General features: G+C 66.4%; 13 protein-coding genes. 9 read left to right on the top strand and 4 right to left on the bottom strand.

Features of this window, described 5'->3' with window-relative positions; genetic code table 11:
• Positions 1 to 172: 172 nt before the first annotated feature.
• The gene (gene serS / locus ACOMD9_RS13085; protein WP_421415582.1) at positions 173 to 1,450 is read left to right on the top strand and encodes a serine--tRNA ligase; all 1,278 of its coding nucleotides are present in this window, start codon (positions 173 to 175) and stop codon (positions 1,448 to 1,450) included.
• Positions 1,451 to 1,622: 172 nt separating this feature from the next.
• Here the strand turns inward: serS and ACOMD9_RS13080 are convergent, their stop codons facing one another.
• On the bottom strand, positions 1,623 to 2,399 hold the full coding sequence (locus ACOMD9_RS13080; RefSeq protein ID WP_421415581.1) for an SIMPL domain-containing protein: 777 nt from the start codon (positions 2,397 to 2,399) through the stop codon (positions 1,623 to 1,625).
• Positions 2,400 to 2,598: 199 nt separating this feature from the next.
• On the opposite strand from ACOMD9_RS13080, the gene ACOMD9_RS13075 reads away from it, so the two are divergent.
• Positions 2,599 to 3,705, top strand: a complete 1,107-nt coding sequence (locus ACOMD9_RS13075) for an AI-2E family transporter (protein WP_421415579.1) — start codon at positions 2,599 to 2,601, stop codon at positions 3,703 to 3,705.
• A 74-nt stretch (positions 3,706 to 3,779) separates the two neighbouring features.
• Here the strand turns inward: ACOMD9_RS13075 and trxA are convergent, their stop codons facing one another.
• The gene (trxA, locus tag ACOMD9_RS13070; protein WP_421415577.1) at positions 3,780 to 4,103 is read right to left on the bottom strand and encodes a thioredoxin; all 324 of its coding nucleotides are present in this window, start codon (positions 4,101 to 4,103) and stop codon (positions 3,780 to 3,782) included.
• 259 nt (positions 4,104 to 4,362) lie between these two features.
• Here trxA and cysB point away from each other — a divergent pair, with 259 nt between their 5' ends.
• The gene (gene cysB, locus ACOMD9_RS13065; protein WP_421415575.1) at positions 4,363 to 5,334 is read left to right on the top strand and encodes an HTH-type transcriptional regulator CysB; all 972 of its coding nucleotides are present in this window, start codon (positions 4,363 to 4,365) and stop codon (positions 5,332 to 5,334) included.
• A gap of 6 nt (positions 5,335 to 5,340) precedes the next feature.
• Here cysB and ACOMD9_RS13060 read toward each other — a convergent pair whose 3' ends face one another.
• Together ACOMD9_RS13060 and pabB are read right to left on the bottom strand one after the other, a co-directional pair.
• Complete coding sequence (locus tag ACOMD9_RS13060) at positions 5,341 to 5,961, bottom strand: phosphoadenosine phosphosulfate reductase domain-containing protein (RefSeq protein WP_421415573.1); 621 nt, start codon at positions 5,959 to 5,961, stop codon at positions 5,341 to 5,343.
• A 112-nt stretch (positions 5,962 to 6,073) separates the two neighbouring features.
• On the bottom strand, positions 6,074 to 7,441 hold the full coding sequence (gene pabB / locus ACOMD9_RS13055) for an aminodeoxychorismate synthase component I (protein WP_421415571.1): 1,368 nt from the start codon (positions 7,439 to 7,441) through the stop codon (positions 6,074 to 6,076).
• A 240-nt stretch (positions 7,442 to 7,681) separates the two neighbouring features.
• Here pabB and ACOMD9_RS13050 point away from each other — a divergent pair, with 240 nt between their 5' ends.
• The 6 genes from ACOMD9_RS13050 (at position 7,682) to ACOMD9_RS13025 (ending at position 15,999) form a co-directional block, all read left to right on the top strand.
• A complete protein-coding gene (locus ACOMD9_RS13050; RefSeq protein ID WP_421415569.1) occupies positions 7,682 to 8,392 on the top strand; it encodes a GntR family transcriptional regulator in 711 nt (236 codons plus the stop codon).
• Between the two features lie 30 nt (positions 8,393 to 8,422).
• On the top strand, positions 8,423 to 9,328 hold the full coding sequence (prpB, locus tag ACOMD9_RS13045; protein WP_421415568.1) for a methylisocitrate lyase: 906 nt from the start codon (positions 8,423 to 8,425) through the stop codon (positions 9,326 to 9,328).
• A gap of 65 nt (positions 9,329 to 9,393) precedes the next feature.
• On the top strand, positions 9,394 to 10,521 hold the full coding sequence (prpC, locus tag ACOMD9_RS13040) for a bifunctional 2-methylcitrate synthase/citrate synthase (protein WP_421415566.1): 1,128 nt from the start codon (positions 9,394 to 9,396) through the stop codon (positions 10,519 to 10,521).
• 85 nt (positions 10,522 to 10,606) lie between these two features.
• Positions 10,607 to 13,219, top strand: coding sequence for a Fe/S-dependent 2-methylisocitrate dehydratase AcnD (acnD, locus tag ACOMD9_RS13035; RefSeq protein ID WP_421415564.1), 2,613 nt, complete (start codon positions 10,607 to 10,609; stop codon positions 13,217 to 13,219).
• Entirely contained in the window at positions 13,216 to 14,406 is a 1,191-nt protein-coding gene (gene prpF, locus ACOMD9_RS13030) for a 2-methylaconitate cis-trans isomerase PrpF (protein ID WP_421415562.1), read from the top strand. Before acnD ends, prpF begins: the two co-directional genes overlap by 4 nt.
• Positions 14,407 to 14,517: 111 nt before the next feature.
• Positions 14,518 to 15,999 carry a bifunctional 2-methylcitrate dehydratase/aconitate hydratase gene (locus ACOMD9_RS13025; RefSeq protein WP_421415559.1) on the top strand — a complete coding sequence of 494 codons (1,482 nt, stop codon included), beginning with the start codon at positions 14,518 to 14,520 and terminating at the stop codon, positions 15,997 to 15,999.
• The last annotated feature ends 134 nt before the right edge of the window (positions 16,000 to 16,133 follow it).

Here is a 16,133-nt window from a genome sequence, read left to right as displayed (position 1 = left end):
CTTGCCCGAACCGGGCCTGCGCTCGGCCATGCGGCGTTAAAAATCAGCTCAAAGTACTCATTTACAGCTTGTAAACTCCGTCTTTTCGCTGATTTTTGCCTTGCCTGTCCATCGCTCGGCGACGGTTCAGACTAAGCCTGACGACTTCACCGACTGCTACGGACCGGATTCCATGCTCGATCCCAAACTGCTGCGCAGCGACCTCGACGCGGTCGCCCAACGACTGGCCAAGCGGGGCTTCGTCCTCGACACCGACCGTCTCGAGGCGCTGGAGTCCCGGCGACGCGAGCTGCAGGCCCAGACCGAGTCCCTGCAGAACGAGCGCAACACCCGCTCCAAGGCGATCGGTCAGGCCAAGGCCCAGGGCGAGGATATCCAGCCGCTGCTCGCCGAGGTGAGCGATTTGGGTGACCGGCTCGACGCCGCCAAGGCGCGTCTCGCCGAGGTGCAGGCCGAGTGGGACGAGGTGATCAGCGGCCTGCCCAACCTGCCCCACGAGAGCGTGCCGGTGGGCGAGAGCGAGGACGACAACGTCGAGCTCCATCGCTGGGGCACGCCGCGGGAGTACGACTTCGAGGTCCGCGACCATGTCGACCTGGGGGCGCTCAGGGGTCACCTGGACTTCGACCTGGCGGCCAAGCTCACCGGTGCCCGCTTCGCGGTGATGCGCGGGCCCATCGCCCGGCTCCATCGGGCCCTGACCCAGTTCATGCTCGACAAGCAGACCCTCGAGCATGGCTACGAGGAGTGCTATGTCCCCTACATGGTCAACGAGGCATCGCTGCACGGCACCGGCCAGCTGCCCAAGTTCGGCGAGGACCTGTTTCGCCTCGACGACGAGCGCGGCTACCACCTGATCCCCACCGCGGAGGTGCCGCTGACCAACTTCGCCCGGGACGAGATCCTCGATGCCAAGGCGCTGCCGGTGAGGCTCACCGCCCACACCCCCTGTTTCCGCAGCGAGGCGGGCTCCCACGGCCGCGACACCCGCGGCATGATCCGCCAGCACCAGTTCGACAAGGTCGAGATGGTGCAGATGGTCGAGCCCGACAAGAGCTACGCGGCGCTGGAGGAGATGCGCGGCCACGCCGAGGCGATCCTCCAGGCGCTGGCGCTGCCCTACCGCGTCGTCACGCTGTGTACCGGCGACATGGGCTTCGGCGCCGCCAAGACCTATGACCTGGAGGTGTGGCTCCCCAGCCAGCAGACCTACCGCGAGATCTCCTCGGTCTCCAACTGCGAGGACTTCCAGGCGCGCCGCATGCAGGCGCGATTCCGCCACCCGGAGCAGAAGAAGCCGCAACTGCTGCACACCCTCAACGGCTCCGGCCTGGCGGTGGGCCGCTGCCTGATCGCGGTGATGGAGAACCACCAGAACGCCGATGGCTCCATCGCCGTGCCCGAGGCGCTGCGGCCCTATATGGGCGGGATCGATACCATTAACGCTTGAGGCGTTAATGGTAGCCGTAAGCTTGAAGAGCGGCGCTTCGCGCCTGGAAGCTGGAAGAATGGCCTCGACACAGGGATTGGTGGCAACAGGCTGGCTTCCAGCTTCCAGCTTCCAGCTTCCAGCTTCCAGCTTCCAGCTTCCAGCTTCCAGCTTCCAGCTTCCAGCTTCCAGCTTACGGCCGTGGTTCGATCTCCCAGCTGACGCTGACCCCGGCCTCGATGCTGATGGTGCCGGGGCGGTACTCCGCCTGGGGTGCGCCTTCCCGGGCGTCGGCGCTCATGGCCATCATGCGCGGCTGAAATACCGGCGAGCGGTTTTCACTCACGCCGACCACCGGGCCCAGCGATACGCCCAGGGTGTCGGCCATCAGCTCGGCCTTGTGGCGGGCCCTCTCCAGCGCCTTGACCAGGGCCTCGTCGCTGGCGGCGTCGCGGTCGGCCAGGTCATAGGTCACGCCGTCCAGGGCATCGACGCCGGCCTCGGTCAGGGCATCGAGCAGCACGGGCAGGCGCGCCAGGTCCTCGACCTCGATCCGGAAGGGGCGCTCGAGGCGAGTACGCGTCAGTGCCTCGTGCTCGCCATCGTCTCGTCGTGCATCCGGCAGGTATTCGGGCTGCACGTTCAGGGAGCCGGCACTGATCGTCTCGCGCTCCAGGCCGGCCTCCTCGAGGGTTCCGATCAGGGTGGCGGCGCGGGTCTCGAGTCGGTCGCGGGCCTCGCGCAGGGCATCGGGGTCGCTCGTGGTGTCATCCCGCCGCGCGATGGCCGGGGTGCGTTCCCAGAGGCGGGCACTGAGGGTGGCCCTGTCCGGTGTCACGTCCAGCCGGGCTTCGGCCTGGACGTCCAGCCGCGAGCGGGGCTCCTCGGCCACCGCCGTGGCGGCGATCAGTGACGTGGCGACGAGCAGGGCGCCCAGCAGCAGTGGCCGGGGTGACAGGGAGAGTGACATGGAAGCCTCCTTGCGACGGGTAGTGGAAACCGCGGCATGATACCGCGCGCTCGCTTCGAGCGCAGACGTCGAGCAGGGTTCCGCGGTCGAAGGCGGCATCCATCGAATCTGCACCTTCATCGACGGGGATTTCAAACGGTTTGTACCCGCGCCTGGCAGGCGGCATCATGGGTATCCACTGGCTGGCAGGGACCCCGGCATGCAACTCCCAGACAACGAGTCCTTCCGGACCGTTCCCCTCAACCTCATTCTGGCTCTCGCCGCCCTGGTGGTCATCATTGCCGGGATGAAGGCGGGGTCGAGCCTGATCGTCCCGTTACTGCTGTCGCTGTTCATCGCGGTGGTCTGTACCGCACCGGTGCAGTGGCTCAATCGCCTGGGGCTCAGCCTGCGCCTGGCGGTCTGGATCACCCTGCTGGTGATCGGGGCCTTCCTGTCCCTGCTGGGACTGCTCGTGGTCAACAGCTTCGGGACCTTCATCGAGGCCCTGCCGGGCATCGAGACGCGCCTCTACGAATACTATCTGAGCCTCCTCGATCGACTGGCCACCATGGGGCTGGCCATCGACCCGGAGCGCCTGGCGCGGCTGCTGGAGATCGAGGACGATGGCATCTGGGTGACCGCATTGCTGGGTGAGCTGGGCAACCTGTTGATGCAGAGCACGGTGGTGGCGCTGCTGGTGGTCTTCATGCTCTTCGAGACCCTGAACTTCCGCGACAAGGTCTCGCGGGCACTGGCCAATCCTGCACCGAGCCTGCGCCGTTTCAGCGAGTTCAGCCTGACGCTCAAGCGCTACCTGGCGGTGAAGACGATGATCAGCCTGGTGACAGGAGCGCTGGTCTGGCTGGCCTGCCTGCTGGTGGGCGTGGACTTCCCCCTGTTATGGGCCGTGCTCGCCTTCGCCCTCAATTTCATCCCCAACATCGGTTCGGCCATTGCCGCCATACCGCCGGTACTGCTGCTGCTGGTGTCCCAGGAGGGTGGCCTGCTGCCTGCCACGCTCCTGGCCGCGGCCTACCTGGCCATCAACTTCGTGCTCGGCAACATCGTGGAACCACGGGTGATGGGGCGTGCACTGGGCTTGTCGACCTTCGTGGCCTTTCTTTCACTGGTGGTGTGGGGCTGGGTGTTCGGCGCGGTGGGGATGCTGCTGTCGGTGGTGCTGACCATGACGCTGAAGATCGCCCTCGACAGCCATCCCGACACCCGCTGGATCGCTCACCTGCTCGGCCCCGGCGAGCGATTCGTCGATGACGACATCGAGGATGCCGACCAGCCGCCCTCGCAACGCGATGGGGGGAACTGAAGCGGCTGCAGGATGCCGAAACGACTTCGCCCCGGCCGAGCCCGGGGCGAAGGAGCGGTTCCAGCGGGAAGCGATCAGGCGTTCTGATCGATGAACTGAGTCAGCTGGGACTTGGACTGGGCGCCGACCAGGGAAGCGACCTTGCTGCCCGACTTGAACAGCATCACGGTGGGGACGCCACGCACGCCCTGTTCCGCGGCGATCTCCGGGGCATCGTCCACGTTGATGCTGACGACCTTGAGGTTGCCGGTACGTTCCTCGGCGACCTCGTCGACCACCGGTGCCATCACCTTGCAGGGACCACACCAGGGGGCCCAGAACTTCAGCAGGACCGGTGTCTCGGCCTTGAGGACTTCCTGCTCGAAGTTGGCATTGGTGACATCGACGTTATTGGCCATGTGATTCTCCAGTTACGTTGCGCTGCATCGAGCGGATCGGATGACATGCCTCGGGCATGTCCGGTCGGCTGATGTTAGCGGCCGACCGGGTCGCTGGCAAATGGGAGGCGGCTAGCCGGGCCATGGCGCGCGGTCATGAGCTTCCGAGACCCAAGGCGACGTTGGTGGTTTTCTTTTATGCTATATAGTGATTACATGATGTCGCTTTAATCGCGATTGCGTATCTAGCCGACGGGCGACAGAGGAGGTCGAGTCCATCATGAAACTTCAGCAGCTGCGCTACATCTGGGAAGTCACTCGCCACAACCTCAATGTGTCGGCCACGGCTCAGAGTCTCTATACCTCTCAGCCAGGGATCTCCAAGCAGATCCGCCTGCTGGAGGACGAACTGGGCGTGGAGATCTTCGCACGCAGCGGCAAGCATCTCACCCGGGTGACACCGGCAGGGCAGGCGATCATCGAGCTCGCCGGCCAGGTGCTCCGCATCACCGAGAACATCAAGGAAGTGGCCCAGGAGCACAGCGACGAACGCCGCGGCAGCCTGTCCATCGCCACCACCCACACCCAGGCTCGCTATGCGTTGCCCCCGGTGATCCGCGATTTCACCCGCAAGTACCCGGACGTGGCCCTGCACATGCAACAGGGTACCCCCAAGCAGATCGCCCAGATGGTCAGCGATGGCCAGGCCGACTTCGCCATCGCCACCGAATCGCTGGAGCTGTTCAACGACCTGGTGCTGCTGCCCTGCTATCGCTGGAACCGCTGCATCCTGGTGCCCAGGGGGCATCCCCTGGCGGAGGAGGGCGAGCTCACCCTGGAAGCGCTTGCCCGCTATCCGCTGGTGACCTATGTCTTCGGCTTCACCGGCCGCTCCCAGCTCGACGACGCCTTCCGTGCCCATGGGCTCACGCCCAACGTGGTCCTGACCGCTGCCGATGCCGACGTGATCAAGACCTATGTCCGCCTGGGCATGGGCGTGGGGATCGTGGCCCACATGGCGGTGGATCCCGAGCAGGATACCGACCTGGTGGCGCTGGATGCGGGGCATCTGTTCGAGAGCTCCACCACCAAGATCGGCATTCGTCGCGGCACCTTCATGCGCGGCTACATGTACGACTTTCTCCAGCGCTTCGCCTCTCACCTCGAGCGGGACCTCGTCGACGCCGCCATGAATGCGGGACCGCGCCACGAGCAGGGGCTGTTCGAGGGCATCGAGCTGCCGGTGCGCTGAGCCGGCTCAGTGCTGGAGGTGCAGGCCGCACTCGCGCTTCTCCTCGACCTTGGTGGGATCGAAGTAGTCGAACTCGTTGGGCAGGTCATGCTCCTGCAGGTAGCGGTAGAGGTCGCGGGCCGTCCAGTTGAGCAGCGGCGACACCTTCAACAGGCCATCGGCATTGCGACTGACGGGCGCCATGCGCGCACGCTCCGGCGTGTCCTCGGCACGCAGCGCCGTGAACCAGACGTCGGGTGCCATCTCCCGCAGCGCCCGCTCGAAGGGTTCCAGCTTCACTTCCCGTGTAAAGGCCTCGTGGCGGGGATCCTCGATACCGGGCATCGGCCCCTCCACGGCTTCGCGGTGAGCCCGTGTGCGGCGCGGCAGATAGGTGATCAGGTTGAGGTCGAGCCGCTTGACCAGCTCGTCGGCGAAGCGGTAGGTGGCCGGGGTGTTGTAGCCGTTATCCATCCAGACGATGGGAATCGTCGGCAGCTGGCGCGTCACCATGTGCAGGATGACCGCCTCGAAGGGGCGGAAATTGGTCGTGCAGATGGGGCGTTCGCCTTGTGTCAGGGCCCAGTGAATCAGTGCTTCCGGATCGTTGCCGAGCTCACCGTTGATAGCGTCGAGTGTTGATGCCATGGGGGCTCCAGGTCGTTGAGGCAGTCGGGCCTACCCTACCAAAGCCTGCAGAACGCCCCCCAATACCGTTTCATTGGATGGATATGCCAATAAGGCAGAAAAGCGTTGCCGCTTATTCCATATAGTGCTGATCTCCGGCGGTCGTCAGGGCATGCATCAGGTGACGGATCTTGTCCAGGGTCTCGGCATACTCGTCCTCGCCCCTGGAGTCCGCCACCAGGCCGCCGCCTCCCCAGAGGTGCAGGTAGCCGCGGTCGGCCACGGCGGTGCGGATGGCGATGGAGGTATCCATGCAGCCGCGCACGTCCACGTAGCCGAGGCTGCCGCAGTAGACGCTACGACGGCAGGGCTCGAGCTCGTCGATGATCTGCATGGCGCGTACCTTGGGCGCGCCGGTGATGGAGCCGCCGGGAAAGGCCGCGGCAAGCAGGTCCAGGGGGCGCCGGTCGGGTGCCAGCTCGCCGATGATCACGCTGACCAGGTGGTGGACATTGGCATAGCTCTCGAGGCCGCAGAGCTGGGGGACTTGCACGCTGCCCGGTCGGCAGACCCGGCCCAGGTCATTGCGCAGGAGATCGACGATCATCACGTTCTCGGCGCGATCCTTGAGGCTTGTCTCCAGTTCCATGGCGAGACGCCGGTCCGCGCCGGGGGTGGCCCCTCGGGGACGGGTGCCCTTGATCGGGCGTGTTTCGATCCAGTCATCGCGGCTGCGCAGGAAGCGTTCCGGCGACAGCGACAGGATCGCCTTGTCGCCCCAGGCCATGTAGCCGGCGAACGGGGTCGGCGTGGCCCGGCGCAGGCGCTGGTAGGCGGCCCAGAGGTCGCCCTCGTAGGGGGCGCTGAAGCGCTGCGCCAGGTTGATCTGGTAGCAGTCCCCGGCCCTGATGTAGCGCTGCACGGCATCGAAGCGTCGCAGGTAGCCGTCACGATCCATCTCGCCCTCGAAGGCACCGGTGAGGTGGAAGTCACCCGTCGGTGGCGGGGGTGAGGCCAGCCACTCGCTCACTTGCCGACGCCGTTCGGGGGTGGCCACCAGCCAGGTCTCCTGGCGCACGTGATCCTGGATCAACGCCCAGTCATGCAGTCCGACACGGCTGGAGGGCAGTTCGACGATCCGTCGTGCCCGGCGGGTGACCGGTTCCAGATGATGCGCCAGGTCGTAGCTCCAGTAGCCGATCAGCCCGCCGAGAAACGGCAGCTCGCTGTCGGGCACCGTGGTCGGGAGTCGGTCGAGCAGTGCCTGCTGGGCGGCGAAGGGCGAGAGCCCGGCGAGGGTCGGGTCGCCATGGACACGACCCTCGGCATCGATCTCGAGCAGGCACAGCGGGTCGCTGCTGAGGATGTCGTAGCGCCCCCCCGGGGCGGCGGGGCGCCCGCTGTCGAGCAGCACCGCACCGGGGCGGTGGCGCAATGCCGTGAAGTAGGCCAGCGGATCCACCCGGTGGGGCAGGGGGGTGATCTCGAGTCGTGGTGTCATCAAAGCGCCTTCCCTGAACAGGCGCCTCATTCTAGGCATCGCGGCGTGGTTTGTCCCTCCCGTTGTCCCGCTGGTGCAAGGACGCCCAATCAACGAGGGGCGTCTTGATTGTCGACACTGGTCCTTCAGGGGGTCGGGTTGTCTACAACCAAAGGTGTAGGCTGTCTCGCCACTTGCCAGGTTGACCGCCCCCTGGACAGTGCTTAAAGTGTTTTCATCCTTTGATTGTCGACAATTGCCATGAACTCAATCGTATTCGAACAGGCCGCCCCCGAGGTTCGAACCCTGGCCGAGCGGGTCTTCCACCAGTTGCAGGATGCCATCGTCAGGGGTGAGCTGGCGCCAGGCAGCAAGATCACCGAGCCGGGGCTGTCGAAGGCCTACGGCATCTCCCGCGGGCCGCTGCGCGAGGCGATGCGCCGCCTGGAAGCCCACCGTCTCATCGAGCGGGTGCCCCATGTCGGTGCCCGGGTGGTGAAGCTCTCCATGAAGGAGCTGCTCGAGCTGTTCGATGTGCGCGAGGCGCTGGAGAGCATGGCCGCCCGGCTGGCCGCGGAGCACATGACCAGCGAGGAGATCGCCGGGCTGCGCGAGGTGCTGGCGGTGCACGAGCGCCAGAGCGACCTCAAGCGTGGCGAGTCCTATTTCCAGCGCGAAGGCGACCTGGACTTCCACTTCCGCATCGTGCAGGGCAGCCACAATCGCATGCTGATGACGATGCTCTGTGACGACCTCTATTACCTGGTACGGCTCTATCGTACCCAGTTCAGTGCCAGCGGTTCGCGCCCCCAGCGTGCCTTCGTCGAGCACCATCGCATCGTCGATGCCATCGAGGCAGGGGATGCCGAACTGGCCGAGCTGCTGATGCGCCGACACGTCAGTGCCTCCCGGGCAAACGTCGCCGACCGCTATGCCGCCATTCTGCAACAGGAAGCCGAGACGACCCCCTGAGGGCGGCCCGGCAACACGAGGAGAACCAGCATGACCCAGCAGACCCCAGGCGCGCGCTTCCGCGCCGCCCTCGAGGCCAACCGCCCGCTGCCCATCGTCGGCACCATCAACGCCTACACCGCCATGATGGCCGAGCGCGTCGGCCACCAGGCCATCTATCTCTCCGGCGGCGGGGTGGCCAACGCCTCCTTCGGCCTGCCGGACCTCGGCATGACCACCATGAACGACGTGGTCGAGGACGCCCACCGGATCTGCGGCGCCACCGACCTGCCGCTGCTGGTGGACATCGACACCGGCTGGGGCGGCGCCTTCAACATCGCCCGCACCGTCAAGGAGATGCAGCGCGCCGGCGTGGCCGCCGTGCACCTCGAGGACCAGGTCGCCCAGAAGCGCTGTGGCCACCGCCCCAACAAGGCCATCGTCTCCCAGCAGGAGATGGTCGACCGCGTCAAGGCCGCCGCCGACGCGCGCATCGATCCGGACTTCTACCTGATCGCCCGCACCGATGCCTTCCAGAAGGACGGGCTGGACGCCGCCATCGAGCGCTCCCGGGCCTGCATCGAGGCCGGCGCCGACGCGATCTTCGCCGAGGCGGTCCACACCCTGGATGACTACCGTGCCTTTTGCGAGCGGGTCGATGCGCCGATCCTGGCCAACATCACCGAGTTCGGCGCCACGCCGCTGTTCTCCCAGCAGGAGCTGGGCGAGGTGGGCTGCCGCATGGTGCTCTACCCGCTGTCGGCCTTCCGCGCCATGAACGCCGCGGCGCTCAAGGTCTACCAGAGCATCCATGACAACGGCCACCAGCGCGACGTGGTCGACACCATGCAGACCCGCGACGAGCTCTACGACTTCCTCAACTATCACGCCTTCGAGCAGAAGCTCGATGCGCTCTTTGCCGAGACCGAGCTTGCCGAGAAGGGCAGCGACGCCTGAACCTCGAACCGACATCGACGACAAGAACGCGCCGGACAAGCGCGATCGACCAAGGAGACACGACCATGGCAGATAAACCCGTCAGCAGCACCGGCCTGCGCGGCCAGAGCGCCGGCACCACCGCCCTGTGCACCGTCGGCAAGAGCGGCGCCGGCCTGACGTATCGGGGCTTCGACATCGCGGAGCTGGCCGAGAAGGCCAGGTTCGAGGAAGTGGCCTACCTGCTGCTCAAGGGCAAGCTGCCCAACCAGGCCGAGCTCGATGCCTACATCAGCAAGCTCAAGGGCCTGCGTGGCCTGCCCGACGCGCTCAAGACCGTGCTCGAGCAGATCCCGAAGGATGCCCACCCCATGGACGTGATGCGCACCGGCGCCTCCATGCTGGGCAACCTGGAGACCGAGCAGAGCTTCGACGAGCAGCAGGACGTCTCCGACCGCCTGCTGGCCGTGCTGCCCTCCATCATCTGCTACTGGTACCGCTTCAGCCATGACGGCGTGCGCATCGAGACCGAGACCGACGACGAGTCGGTGGGTGCTCACTTCCTGCACCTGCTGCGCGGCGAGGCGCCCTCCGAGCTGCACGCCCGGGTGATGAACGTCTCGCTGATCCTCTATGCCGAGCACGAGTTCAACGCCTCGACCTTCACCGCGCGGGTCTGCGCCTCGACGCTCTCCGACATGCACTCCTGCGTGACCGGCGCCATCGGCTCCCTGCGCGGCCCGCTGCACGGCGGCGCCAACGAGGCGGCCATGGCCATGATCGAGGACTGGAAGTCCGCGGACGAGGCCGAGCGCGAGATCCTGGGCATGCTCGAGCGCAAGGAGAAGATCATGGGCTTCGGCCACGCGATCTATCGCGAGTCCGACCCGCGCAACGCCATCATCAAGGAGTGGTCGAAGAAACTGGCCGAGGACGTGGGCGACAGCGTGCTCTATCCGGTCTCCGAGCGTGTCGAGGCGGTGATGTGGCGCGAGAAGAAGCTGTTCTGCAATGCCGACTTCTTCCACGCCAGCGCCTACCACTTCATGGACATCCCCACCAAGCTGTTCACGCCGATCTTCGTCTGCTCGCGCGTCACCGGCTGGTGTGCCCATGTCTTCGAGCAGCGTGCCAACAACCGCATCATTCGCCCGAGCGCGGATTATGTCGGCCCCGAGCACAGCGAGTGGGTGCCGATCGAGGAGCGCGACTGATCGATTGCCGCCCCCGGACGACCCTTCTCGGGTCGTCCGGCCTTCTTCCCCTTCGCCCCGACGCCTGCAAGAGATCCCTCACGCCATGAATACCGAATACCGCAAACCGCTTCCCGGCACCGAGCTGGACTACTTCGACGTGCGTGCGGCCGTCGAGGCGATCCAGCCCGGTGCCTATGACACCCTTCCCTACACTTCCCGGGTGCTCGCCGAGCAGCTGGTGCGTCGCTGCGAGCCGGAGCTGCTCACCGATGCCCTCAAGCAGCTCATCGAGCGCCGCCGCGACCTGGACTTTCCCTGGTACCCGGCCCGGGTGGTGTGCCACGACATCCTCGGCCAGACGGCGCTGGTCGACCTGGCCGGCCTGCGCGACGCCATCGCCGAGCAGGGCGGTGACCCCGCCAAGGTCAACCCGGTGGTGCCGACCCAGCTGATCGTCGACCACTCCCTGGCCGTGGAACACGCCGGCTTCGACCCGCACGCCTTCGTGAAGAACCGCGCCATCGAGGACCGTCGCAACGAGGACCGTTTCCACTTCATCGAGTGGACCAAGACCGCCTTCGAGAACGTCGATGTCATCCCCGCCGGCAACGGCATCATGCACCAGATCAATCTGGAGAAGATGTCGCCGGTGGTCCAGGCACGCGACGGGGTGGCCTATCCCGACACCTGCGTGGGCACCGACAGCCACACCCCGCACATCGACTGCCTGGGCGTGATCGCCATCGGCGTCGGCGGGCTGGAGGCCGAGATCGTGATGCTGGGTCGCCCCTCCATGATGCGCCTGCCCGATATCGTCGGCGTGGAGCTGACCGGCAAGCCCAGGCCCGGTATCACCGCCACCGATATCGTCCTGGCGATCACCGAGTTCCTGCGTAAGGAACGCGTGGTGGGGGCGTATCTCGAGTTCTACGGCGAGGGGGCCAAGAGCCTCACCATCGGTGACCGCGCCACCATCTCCAACATGACCCCGGAGTACGGCGCCACCGCGGCGATGTTCTACATCGACGAGCAGACCCTCGACTACCTGACGCTGACCGGCCGCGAGCCGGAGCAGGTCGAGCTGGTCGAGACCTACGCCAGGCAGACCGGCCTGTGGGCCGACAGCCTGACCGGTGCCCAGTACGAGCGAGTGCTGACCTTCGATCTCTCCAGCGTCGAGCGCAACCTGGCCGGCCCCTCCAATCCCCATCGCCGCCTGCCCACCAGCGCCCTGCACGAGCGCGGCATCGCCGTGGACTACGACAAGGCCCAGGCGGAGGAGAAGGCGGGCAGGATGCCCGATGGCGCGGTGATCATCGCCGCCATCACCAGCTGCACCAACACCTCCAACCCGCGCAACGTGGTGGGGGCCGGCCTGCTGGCCAGGAAGGCCAATGAGCTCGGTCTGATTCGCAAGCCCTGGGTGAAGTCGTCGTTTGCCCCGGGTTCCAAGGTGGCGCGCCTCTACCTGGAGGAGGCCGGCCTGCTGCCGGAACTGGAGAAGCTCGGCTTCGGCATCGTCGCCTACGCCTGCACCACCTGTAACGGCATGTCCGGCGCGCTGGACCCGGCGATCCAGCAGGAGATCATCGACCGGGACCTCTATGCCACCGCGGTGCTCTCCGGCAACCGCAACTTCGACGGCCGCATCCACCCCTACGCCAAGCAGGCCTTCCTGGCCTCGCCGGCGCTGGTGGTGGCCTACGCCATCGCCGGTACCGTGCGCTTCGACATCGAGAAGGACGTGCTGGGCACCGACAAGGACGGCAACCCGGTGACCCTCAAGGACCTGTGGCCCTCCGACGAGGAGATCGACGCCATCGTCGGCGAGTTCGTCAAGCCGGAGCAGTTCAAGCGGGTCTACATTCCGATGTTCGACCTGGACGCCGCCGAGAAGGCCGAGAGCCCGCTCTACGACTGGCGCCCCCAGAGCACCTACATCCGTCGGCCGCCCTACTGGGAAGGCAACATGGCGGCGGTGCGTGCGCTCAAGGGCATGCGGCCGCTGGCGATCCTGCCGGACAACATCACCACCGACCACCTGTCGCCGTCCAACGCCATCATGATGGACAGCGCGGCGGGGGAGTACCTGCACAAGATGGGCCTGCCGGAGGAGGACTTCAATTCCTACGCCACCCACCGCGGCGACCACCTCACCGCCCTGCGGGCCACCCTGGCCAACCCCAAGCTGTTCAACGAGATGGTCCGCGACGAGAACGGCGAGGTGAAGCAGGGCTCGCTGGCGCGCATCGAGCCGGAAGGCGAGGTGACCCGCATGTGGGAAGCCATCGAGTCCTACATGGAGCGCGGCCAGCCCTTGATCGTGATCGCCGGTGCCGACTACGGACAGGGCTCGTCCCGGGACTGGGCGGCCAAGGGCGTGGCGCTGGCCGGGGTCGAGGCCATCGTGGCCGAGGGCTTCGAGCGGATCCACCGCACCAACCTGATCGGCATGGGGGTGATGCCGCTGCAGTTCCGGGAAGGCACTACCCGCCATACCCTGCAGCTCGACGGCACCGAGACCTACGACGTCGAGGGCAAGCCGGCGCCGGGTGCGACCCTGGAGCTTATCATCCACCGCAAGACGGGTGAGGTCGATCGGGTGCCGGTGACCTGCCGCCTGGATACCGCCGAGGAGGTGACGGTCTACTCCGCCGGCGGCGTGCTGCAGCGCTTCGCCAAGGACTTCCTGGAGAGCGAGGAGGCCACGGCATGAGCCAGGTTCCGCAGATCAGGATCCCTGCCACCTATATGCGTGGCGGCACCAGCAAGGGCGTCTTCTTCAAGCTGGATGACCTGCCCGAGGCCGCCCGCAAGCCAGGCGAGGCCCGGGATCGTCTGCTGATGCGGGTGATCGGCAGCCCCGATCCCTACCAGAAGCAGATCGACGGTATGGGCGGCGCCACCTCCAGTACCAGCAAGACGGTGATCCTGTCGAAAAGCGAAAGCCCCGACCATGACGTGGACTACCTGTTCGGCCAGGTCTCCATCGACAAGGCGTTCGTCGACTGGAGCGGCAACTGCGGCAATCTCTCTGCCGCGGTGGGCCCCTTCGCCATCGCCAACGGCCTGGTGGATCCGGCGCGTCTTCCCGACAACGGCGTGGCCGAGGTGCGCATCTGGCAGGCCAATATCGGCAAGACCATCGTTTCCCGGGTGCCGATCACCGACGGCCAGGTGCAGGAGACCGGTGATTTCGAGCTGGACGGGGTGACCTTCCCGGCGGCAGAGGTGCCGGTGGCCTTCAAGGATCCCGCCGACGGCGAGGGTGCCATCTTCCCCACCGGCAATCGGGTGGATGACCTGGAGGTACCCAACGAGGTGGTGGAGGGGGGGACGATCCGGGCCACCCTGATCAACGCCGGCATCCCGACCGTCTTCGTCAACGCCGCCGATCTCGGCTACACCGGCACCGAGCTGCAGGAGGCCATCAACGGCGACCCGGCGGCCCTGGCGCGCTTCGAGACGCTGCGTGCCCATGGGGCCCTGAAGATGGGGCTGATCCAGTCGCTGGACGAGGCGGCCAGTCGCCAGCACACGCCCAAGGTGGCCTTCGTGGCATCGCCCACCGGTTATACCGCCTCCAGCGGCAAGCCGGTCGAGGCCGGTGAGATCGACCTGCTGGTGCGGGCGCTCTCCATGGGCAAGCTGCACCACGCCATGATGGGCACCGCGGCAGTGGCCATCGCCTCGGCGGCGGCCATCGAGGGTACCCTGGTCAACCTGGCCGCCGGTGGCGGCAAGCGCAACGCCGTCACCTTCGGCCATCCCTCCGGCACCCTGCGGGTGGGTGCAGAGGCGAGCCTGGTGAACGGCCGCTGGGTGATCGACCAGGCGGTGATGAGCCGCAGTGCTCGGGTACTGATGGAGGGCTGGGTGTGCGTGCCCGGCGACAGCTTCTGACGCCACCCTGTTCAGGCTGAAACCCCTTCAGGAAATACGCTCCGGGTCGCAGGGCTCGGGGCGTTTCCTATAGTGGAGGGTACCCATTCGATGCCGTGACAGGAGAAGCGCATGAGCACCGTGGATGCCAATGTACGGCCGGACTACGACGCCGAGCTGCAGAAGATTGCCGATTACGTGCTCGGCTACCGGATCGAGAGCGATGAGGCCTGGAACACCGCACGGCTCTGCCTGATGGACACCCTGGGCTGTGGCCTGCTGGCGCTGCGCTTTCCCGAGTGCACCAAGCACCTGGGGCCCCTGGTGGAAGGCACCGTGGTGCCCCATGGCGCCCGGGTACCGGGCACCGCCTTCCGCCTGGACCCGGTGAAGGCGGCCTGGGACATCGGCTGCATCGTGCGCTGGCTCGACTACAACGACACCTGGCTGGCGGCGGAGTGGGGACATCCCTCCGACAACCTGGGCGCGATCCTCGCCGTGGCCGATCACCTCTCCCAGAAGCGGGCGGCCCAGGGCGAGGCACCGCTGACGATGCGTGACGTCCTCGAGGCGATGATCATGGCGCATGAGATCCAGGGCGTACTGGCCCTGGAGAACTCCTTCAACCGGGTCGGTCTCGACCACGTGGTGCTGGTCAAGGTGGCCTCCACCGCCGTGGTCACCAGGATGCTCGGCGCCGATCGCGACCAGCTGCTCTCGGCGCTCTCCCACGCCTGGGTCGACGGCCAGAGCCTGCGAACCTACCGCCACGCCCCCAATGCCGGTTCGCGCAAGAGCTGGGCGGCAGGGGATGCCACCTCCAGGGCGGTGCGCCTGGCCGATATCGCCCTGCGCGACGAGATGGGCATTCCCGGGGCGCTCTCCGCGCCCCAGTGGGGCTTCTACGATGTCCTCTTTACCAAGACCAACAAGGACCAGGCGCTCAAGCCCGAAGCCGAGCGCCGTTTCAGCTTCCAGCGCGAGTTCGGCAGCTACGTGATGGAGAACATCCTCTTCAAGCTCTCCTTCCCGGCGGAGTTCCATGCCCAGACTGCCTGTGAAGCCGCCGTTACCCTGCATCCCCAGGTGAGGGACCGCCTCGAGGAGGTCGAGCGCATCGTCATCACCACCCACGAGTCGGCGATCCGTATCATCTCCAAGTCCGGCCAGCTGGCCAATCCTGCCGACCGCGACCACTGTCTGCAGTACATGACCGCGGTGCCGCTGATCTTCGGTGAGCTGACCGCCGAACACTACGAGGACGACTTCCACGCGGCGAATCCGATCATCGACGAGCTGCGCGGAAAGATGGAGGTGGTCGAGGAGCCGCGTTATACCCGCGATTACCTGGATCCGCACAAGCGCTCCATCGCCAATGCCATCCAGGTCTTCTTCAGGGACGGCACTGCCACGGAGAGGTTGGAGGTCGAGTACCCGATCGGCCATCGACGCCGTCGTGACGAGGGGGTGCCGGTGCTGGAAGAGAAATTCCGCCGCCACCTGACCACCCGCTTCCCGCAACGGCGCTGCGAGAGGATTCTCGAGTCGTGCCGCGACCAGGCCCGGCTCGAAGCCACGCCGGTCCACAGGTTCGTCGACCTGTTCGTGATCTGACGCGGTTCCACATCCGGAAGAGCGCCGAGGCCCCGAAGAGGGTGCCGGCAAGGAACTTGATTCGGGTCATGGCGGGGGGGCGTAAACTGGGCTACATTTTCTTCACGTGAGGGGTTGCGTACTCGCTCGGGAAT

It is taken from the genome of Halomonas terrestris (assembly GCF_049166755.1).
Taxonomy (GTDB): domain Bacteria; phylum Pseudomonadota; class Gammaproteobacteria; order Pseudomonadales; family Halomonadaceae; genus Halomonas.
This window is presented reverse-complemented; position numbering and strand designations above follow the sequence as displayed.

Coding starts and splice junctions, on each gene's coding strand:
- ACOMD9_RS13060 (WP_421415573.1), bottom strand. CDS start 5,961: ATGGCATCAACACTCGACGCTATCAACGGTGAGCTCGGCAACGATCCG.
- prpF (WP_421415562.1), top strand. CDS start 13,216: ATGAGCCAGGTTCCGCAGATCAGGATCCCTGCCACCTATATGCGTGGC.
- pabB (WP_421415571.1), bottom strand. CDS start 7,441: ATGACACCACGACTCGAGATCACCCCCCTGCCCCACCGGGTGGATCCG.
- serS (WP_421415582.1), top strand. CDS start 173: ATGCTCGATCCCAAACTGCTGCGCAGCGACCTCGACGCGGTCGCCCAA.
- acnD (WP_421415564.1), top strand. CDS start 10,607: ATGAATACCGAATACCGCAAACCGCTTCCCGGCACCGAGCTGGACTAC.
- prpB (WP_421415568.1), top strand. CDS start 8,423: ATGACCCAGCAGACCCCAGGCGCGCGCTTCCGCGCCGCCCTCGAGGCC.
- ACOMD9_RS13025 (WP_421415559.1), top strand. CDS start 14,518: ATGAGCACCGTGGATGCCAATGTACGGCCGGACTACGACGCCGAGCTG.
- trxA (WP_421415577.1), bottom strand. CDS start 4,103: ATGGCCAATAACGTCGATGTCACCAATGCCAACTTCGAGCAGGAAGTC.
- ACOMD9_RS13075 (WP_421415579.1), top strand. CDS start 2,599: ATGCAACTCCCAGACAACGAGTCCTTCCGGACCGTTCCCCTCAACCTC.
- cysB (WP_421415575.1), top strand. CDS start 4,363: ATGAAACTTCAGCAGCTGCGCTACATCTGGGAAGTCACTCGCCACAAC.
- ACOMD9_RS13050 (WP_421415569.1), top strand. CDS start 7,682: ATGAACTCAATCGTATTCGAACAGGCCGCCCCCGAGGTTCGAACCCTG.
- ACOMD9_RS13080 (WP_421415581.1), bottom strand. CDS start 2,399: ATGTCACTCTCCCTGTCACCCCGGCCACTGCTGCTGGGCGCCCTGCTC.
- prpC (WP_421415566.1), top strand. CDS start 9,394: ATGGCAGATAAACCCGTCAGCAGCACCGGCCTGCGCGGCCAGAGCGCC.